Origin of the sequence: Paenibacillus ottowii, assembly GCF_006874425.1 — a bacterium.
GTDB lineage: Bacteria > Bacillota > Bacilli > Paenibacillales > Paenibacillaceae > Paenibacillus > Paenibacillus ottowii.
On sequence record NZ_VIJZ01000025.1, the window covers coordinates 1 to 5020 of the forward strand.

Genomic DNA, 5020 nt, shown 5'->3' on the forward strand with positions numbered 1-5020 from the left:
GGTTGGGGGTTCAAGTCCTCTCGCCGGCACCATTTTGGAGGATTAGCGAAGTGGCCAAACGCATCAGACTGTAAATCTGCTCCCTTACGGGTTCGGTGGTTCGAATCCATCATCCTCCACCAGTTTTTATAATCATATGGCGGTCGTGGCGAAGTGGTTAACGCACCGGACTGTGACTCCGGCATTCGTGGGTTCAAGCCCCATCGGCCGCCCTTTGATTCTTAATCTAATGGGGATTAGCCAAGCGGTAAGGCAACGGACTTTGACTCCGTCATGCATAGGTTCAAATCCTATATCCCCAGCCATTAAGAGCCATTAGCTCAGTTGGTAGAGCACCTGACTTTTAATCAGGGTGTCGAAGGTTCGAGTCCTTCATGGCTCACCATTAATAAATTGTTTTGCGGTCGTGGCGGAATTGGCAGACGCGCACGGTTCAGGTCCGTGTGGGCTAACCCCCCGTGGAGGTTCGAGTCCTCTCGACCGCACCATATTTTGCGGACGTGGCTCAGCGGTAGAGCATCGCCTTGCCAAGGCGAGGGTCGCGGGTTCGATTCCCGTCGTCCGCTCCATTATCCATACGGCGCCATAGCCAAGTGGTAAGGAAAAGCTCTGCAAAAGCTTCATCCCCAGTTCAAATCTGGGTGGCGCCTTGACTGCTCATTATGGAATTTAATATGCGCCCTTAGCTCAGCTGGATAGAGCGTTTGACTACGAATCAAAAGGCCGGGAGTTCGAATCTCTCAGGGCGCGCCATTTCTTAAAAAAATGTATAATGTCGGGATGTAGCTCAGCTTGGTAGAGCACCTGGTTTGGGACCAGGGGGTCGCATGTTCAAATCGTGTCATCCCGATACTGATTTGCGGGTGTAGTTCAATGGTAGAACTCCAGCCTTCCAAGCTGGTAGCGTGGGTTCGATTCCCATCACCCGCTTTTTGCTATAGCGGATTCTTGTTGCCTCAGTGGTGACACCTTATAAATAAAGAGAGCCTGTCTGGGGACAGAGCTCTCTCTTTTTTTGTGCATTTATATTCCATAGATTGCATAAAGTGAGTGCTATCGTTAGTACTTGCCATCGGTGTATCTCTCCTGTTCCTGCAGGGGAAGAGAGATACACCGATAACTGATTTAGTATACAGATTTTACACTGGAATGGTTAGTTGGATGGAGGTTCCCTGATTTGGTGCAGAGGTCATGCTCATGAAGCCGCCCACTCCTCTAGCTCGTTCTTCCATGCTGAACAATCCAACTCCCTCTCCTTTGGATTCTCCAGAGAAGCCGATACCCTCATCCCGAATAATTACTTTTATTATTTCGTCTTGATCCTCTACATCAACGTATGCTTCTGCTACATCTGCGTACTTGGCCACATTCGTTAGTGCTTCCTGTACAATTCTATAGATTGCTATCTCCTTTCGGATATCAAGGCGTTTACGTAAAGTACATTGAAAATGCACTTCGATTCCATAATGAGAGCAGAAGTTTTCAATATAGGTTCGTAAGGCTGGCACTACGCCTAAATCATCCAGAACGGAGGGACGGAGTTCCCATGCTAGACCACGAACATCTTTGATGATGTCGGTTACCTGTGTGCGCAGATTTTCTAAAGTATCACTGGGCTGTTCGGCTAGTTGGCTATCTAGTTGAATAATAAGTGAAAACAGGCTTTGCCCAATCCCATCATGAAGTTCTCTTGAAAAACGTTTACGCTCTTCCTCCTGTATTTGCATGACTTGCGTCATCATGGTTTGAAGCTCTGCTTCTACTTTTTTTAATTTAGTTACTTCATTGCGGATCGCTAAGTACTGGTAGGGTTTACCTTCGTCGTTCATAAATGGAACGATCGTAGTATTCACCCAGTAGTAGCTGTTATCTTTAGCACGATTCCGTATTTCTCCCTGCCATACCTTACCTGAACGGATTGTAGTCCACAGGTTCTTCATAAAGGCGGGGGTATGATAGCCCGAATTAATGAGACGATGATCCTGCCCGATCAATTCTTCACGAGTATATTGCGAAATTTCACAGAACTTATCGTTTACGTACTGAATAATGCCTCGATGATCGGTCAGAGCAACGATGGAAGAGGTATCTAAAGCAAATTTGAGATTGGATAGCTGGTGGAGTGAATTACGCAGTTCATGAAGAAAAGGGGAATCTAGTACGTGATTTTCCAAATCACCCAGCAGTTTATCGGTAGATTCCTCAAAGTCAGGCAACAGTAGAGGGTTAGAAGGTTCATTCATAATGGAGCAGCCCCTTTTTCAGTGCAAATTTGACCAACTCAGGTCGTGTCTTCAGGTTAAGCTTCTCCATAAGGTTGCTTTTATGGGACTCTACGGTTTTGACGCTGATCACCAGGTGTTCGGCAATTTCCTTGTTGGCATATCCTTTGGCTACCCATGAGAGGATCTCCTTTTCCCGCTCAGACAGGGATTCATATGGTCCAGCTATGCCTTCTTGTTTGATTTTGTCCAAGTATTCACTCATCAGGCGTTTGGTTGCATTGGGGTAGAGATAGGCACTACCTTCGGCCACAGACTGGATGGCAGCGAGTAATTCCTCGTGAGGCGCACTTTTCAAAATATATCCAGATGCTCCGGCTTGAATGGCTCGGAACAAATATTCTTCGTCGTCATGCATTGTTAAAATAAGCACTTCTGTATCTGGCAACTGTTTTTTTAACTCAGTGGTTGCGGTGAGGCCATCTTTGCCAGGTGGCATACTAAAATCCATGAGCACAACATTAGGTTGTAGTTCCACTGCTTTGCGGATCGCCTCATCCCCGTCTGCTGCATCTCCTACTACCTTAATACCGTTTTTGCCGTCCAATAGGGCCATGAGGCCAGAACGTACGACAACATGATCATCCACTACAAGTATACGAATCAATTAGTCATCCCCTCGAACGGTAAAAAACCGTGCGTTTTGTCATAATCATAGCAAATTTTAGGGATTTCAATCAACAGAGATCGTTAGATGATCCGTTCATATGGACTTATTTTATAATTTATTTTATATTCAATTATCAATTTATGGAGTGAGAGGGAGGGCACATAGCTGGCCAAGGCGATGAGCGACTTGAGTCGCTTGGGCTACATCAGAATCGCTGAATGTTCTCACTTCACGGTTACCAAGAAGTAGCACACCATTGGGCAAGTCTCCCGTACTGGAAAAGGGAATGGCTACTGCAGAATGTAACTGTTCGGCCAGCATAAGCGCACACTCTTGGCGTAAACGTATACTACCTGATATTAAAGCGCTAACGGTTACAGTACGTCCCAGACGAACAGCCATCCCGGCAACCCCATGCCCGACTTTAAAAGAGATAAGGCGATAGCGGTTGTTTCGACTGCCGGAGGCATAATACCAATGTAACTTACCCCCTGACTTGGACATAAATGCAAGGGCAGTGAGATCCCCATGAATATGATTTCGCAACTGGTTTAGTTCTTTTCGCATTTCATCCGTTATTTGCAGCATAGAAGACACATCCTTTTTCTTAACCAAACTGTAGCTCTAATTTATTGTAATTCCGACAGGTATAAAAGTAATTCAGGGAACCCCCTGATCTATAGGTTCAGGAAACACTGACTTTTCATTAGAGTGGGTAATTTATAAGGGAAGGAGCGATAAAATAGGCAGTTAGATAATCTTGGAAGTGATATTTATCACTGCAAATCAGGGAGTAGGGAGGTGCAAAATCAGGTGTTCTCCCGATAACAACCCAACCATCAAAATATTATGATAAGGATATCAGGTAAACACGAGGAGGACGCTAATATGCAAGCCACTTGTATGGAACGGTTTGGGGACGAAGCACAGCGCACGGGAATTCAACTTTTTCTGACGGAAGAGTATTTTGAGCTGTTAAAAGATATCATGTCCTGGAAGAAGGTAAAGGCAGGCGTTATGCTTTTCAGGGAGGGTGATGATGCGGAGCAGCTTTATTATATACATTCAGGTCATGTTAAACTCCGTAAATCGACAGAAGATGGCAAAGAATTGATTCTAACTATTCAGCATCAAGGCGATTTGATCGGGGAGTTTAGTGGGATAGATGGAGAAGAGTATAGTTGCACTGCAGAAACAGCCGATGTGTGTGAGTTAGGTGTCGTGTTTGTTAAGGATCTGGAATCTCTTCTGTCTAAAAATGGGGAGATGGCACTTCAGTTTATACAGTGGATGGCGATGAAACAACGGATTATGCAATCACGGTTTCGAGACTTACTATTGTATGGCAAAACAGGGGCACTAGCGTCTACATTGATCCGTGCAAGTAATACATGTGGTGTTGCTGTGAAAGATGGCATTTTACTAAATATGAAGCTAAGTCACTCCGAACTAGGTGAGATGATTGGAGCAACGCGCGAAAGTGTGAACCGGATGCTAAGCTCGTTAAAAGAGCAGGGAACTCTGGATACGAGAGACGGAAAAATCGTTATTCATGACCTCAAAGTGTTGCGTGGCATGTGCTGTTGTCCTTCGTATGGTCAATGTGCCCATGAGATTTGTAGACTATAGAATGATGAGTATCGTTAGGCGGGGGCTAAAAAACTCCGTCTAATTGTAAGTTCTGACCATAAGCAAATAAAAGGAACGAGCATCATGGGAATTGTAATTTATTACAAGTTGTAATTTGTAGTTCAAAATGATATATTATTTGAGCTGACAACAAAACAGCCGTTTCAGAAGATAATAAATAGGGCGAAATGATCTTCGTAAAAAGGAGAAAAAAATAACCCTTGCATTTTTGAAACGAACATGATATAATCTTATAGCTGCTGAAAAATGCGGTGAAGAAAAAGTTTGATCTTTGAAAACTGAACAACGAGTGAGTAAACTGATTTTGTTCGCAAAATCAAACATGAGATATTTTATCTCGTCAGTTTCAAAATGAGCTAATCGCTCTTTTAATAAACTAGCTTCGGTTGGTCTTTAATGGAGAGTTTGATCCTGGCTCAGGACGAACGCTGGCGGCGTGCCTAATACATGCAAGTCGAGCGGGGTTATTTAGAAGCTT

Annotated in this window: 4 protein-coding genes, 10 tRNA genes and 1 rRNA gene; 12 read left to right on the plus strand and 3 right to left on the minus strand. The window is 44.4% G+C overall.

The features are described 5' to 3' along the window. Positions 1-36 precede the first annotated feature (36 nt). The 10 genes from FKV70_RS25665 (at position 37) to FKV70_RS25710 (ending at position 930) form a co-directional block, all read left to right on the plus strand. Positions 37-122, plus strand: a tRNA-Tyr gene (locus FKV70_RS25665). Positions 123-139: 17 nt separating this feature from the next. Beyond that, positions 140-212: transfer RNA gene (locus tag FKV70_RS25670), tRNA-His, on the plus strand. A gap of 18 nt (positions 213-230) precedes the next feature. Further along, a tRNA-Gln gene (locus FKV70_RS25675) sits at positions 231-305 on the plus strand. A gap of 4 nt (positions 306-309) precedes the next feature. Beyond that, positions 310-385: transfer RNA gene (locus tag FKV70_RS25680), tRNA-Lys, on the plus strand. A 15-nt stretch (positions 386-400) separates the two neighbouring features. Next, positions 401-488 (plus strand) — tRNA-Leu (locus tag FKV70_RS25685). Between the two features lie 6 nt (positions 489-494). Further along, positions 495-569: transfer RNA gene (locus FKV70_RS25690), tRNA-Gly, on the plus strand. A gap of 10 nt (positions 570-579) precedes the next feature. Beyond that, positions 580-650: transfer RNA gene (locus FKV70_RS25695), tRNA-Cys, on the plus strand. Positions 651-676: 26 nt separating this feature from the next. Further along, positions 677-753, plus strand: a tRNA-Arg gene (locus FKV70_RS25700). Between the two features lie 23 nt (positions 754-776). Then, positions 777-850, plus strand: a tRNA-Pro gene (locus FKV70_RS25705). Between the two features lie 9 nt (positions 851-859). Continuing rightward, positions 860-930, plus strand: a tRNA-Gly gene (locus FKV70_RS25710). A gap of 209 nt (positions 931-1139) precedes the next feature. Here the strand turns inward: FKV70_RS25710 and FKV70_RS25715 are convergent. The 3 genes from FKV70_RS25715 to FKV70_RS25725 all read right to left on the minus strand — a co-directional run bounded on the left by FKV70_RS25715 (position 1140) and on the right by FKV70_RS25725 (position 3480). Next, the gene (locus FKV70_RS25715; protein ID WP_142614964.1) at positions 1140-2243 is read right to left on the minus strand and encodes a PAS domain-containing sensor histidine kinase; all 1104 of its coding nucleotides are present in this window, start codon (positions 2241-2243) and stop codon (positions 1140-1142) included. Then, positions 2236-2889, minus strand: coding sequence for a response regulator (locus FKV70_RS25720; protein ID WP_016818376.1), 654 nt, complete (start codon positions 2887-2889; stop codon positions 2236-2238). Before FKV70_RS25720 ends, FKV70_RS25715 begins: the two co-directional genes overlap by 8 nt. Before the next feature lie 141 nt (positions 2890-3030). After that, on the minus strand, positions 3031-3480 hold the full coding sequence (locus FKV70_RS25725; protein WP_142614965.1) for a GAF domain-containing protein: 450 nt from the start codon (positions 3478-3480) through the stop codon (positions 3031-3033). Positions 3481-3780: 300 nt separating this feature from the next. On the opposite strand from FKV70_RS25725, the gene FKV70_RS25730 reads away from it, so the two are divergent. Together FKV70_RS25730 and FKV70_RS25735 are read left to right on the plus strand one after the other, a co-directional pair. After that, positions 3781-4521, plus strand: a complete 741-nt coding sequence (locus tag FKV70_RS25730; RefSeq protein ID WP_142614966.1) for a Crp/Fnr family transcriptional regulator — start codon at positions 3781-3783, stop codon at positions 4519-4521. A 414-nt stretch (positions 4522-4935) separates the two neighbouring features. Continuing rightward, positions 4936-5020: ribosomal RNA gene (locus tag FKV70_RS25735) — 16S ribosomal RNA — on the plus strand; the annotation flags it as partial.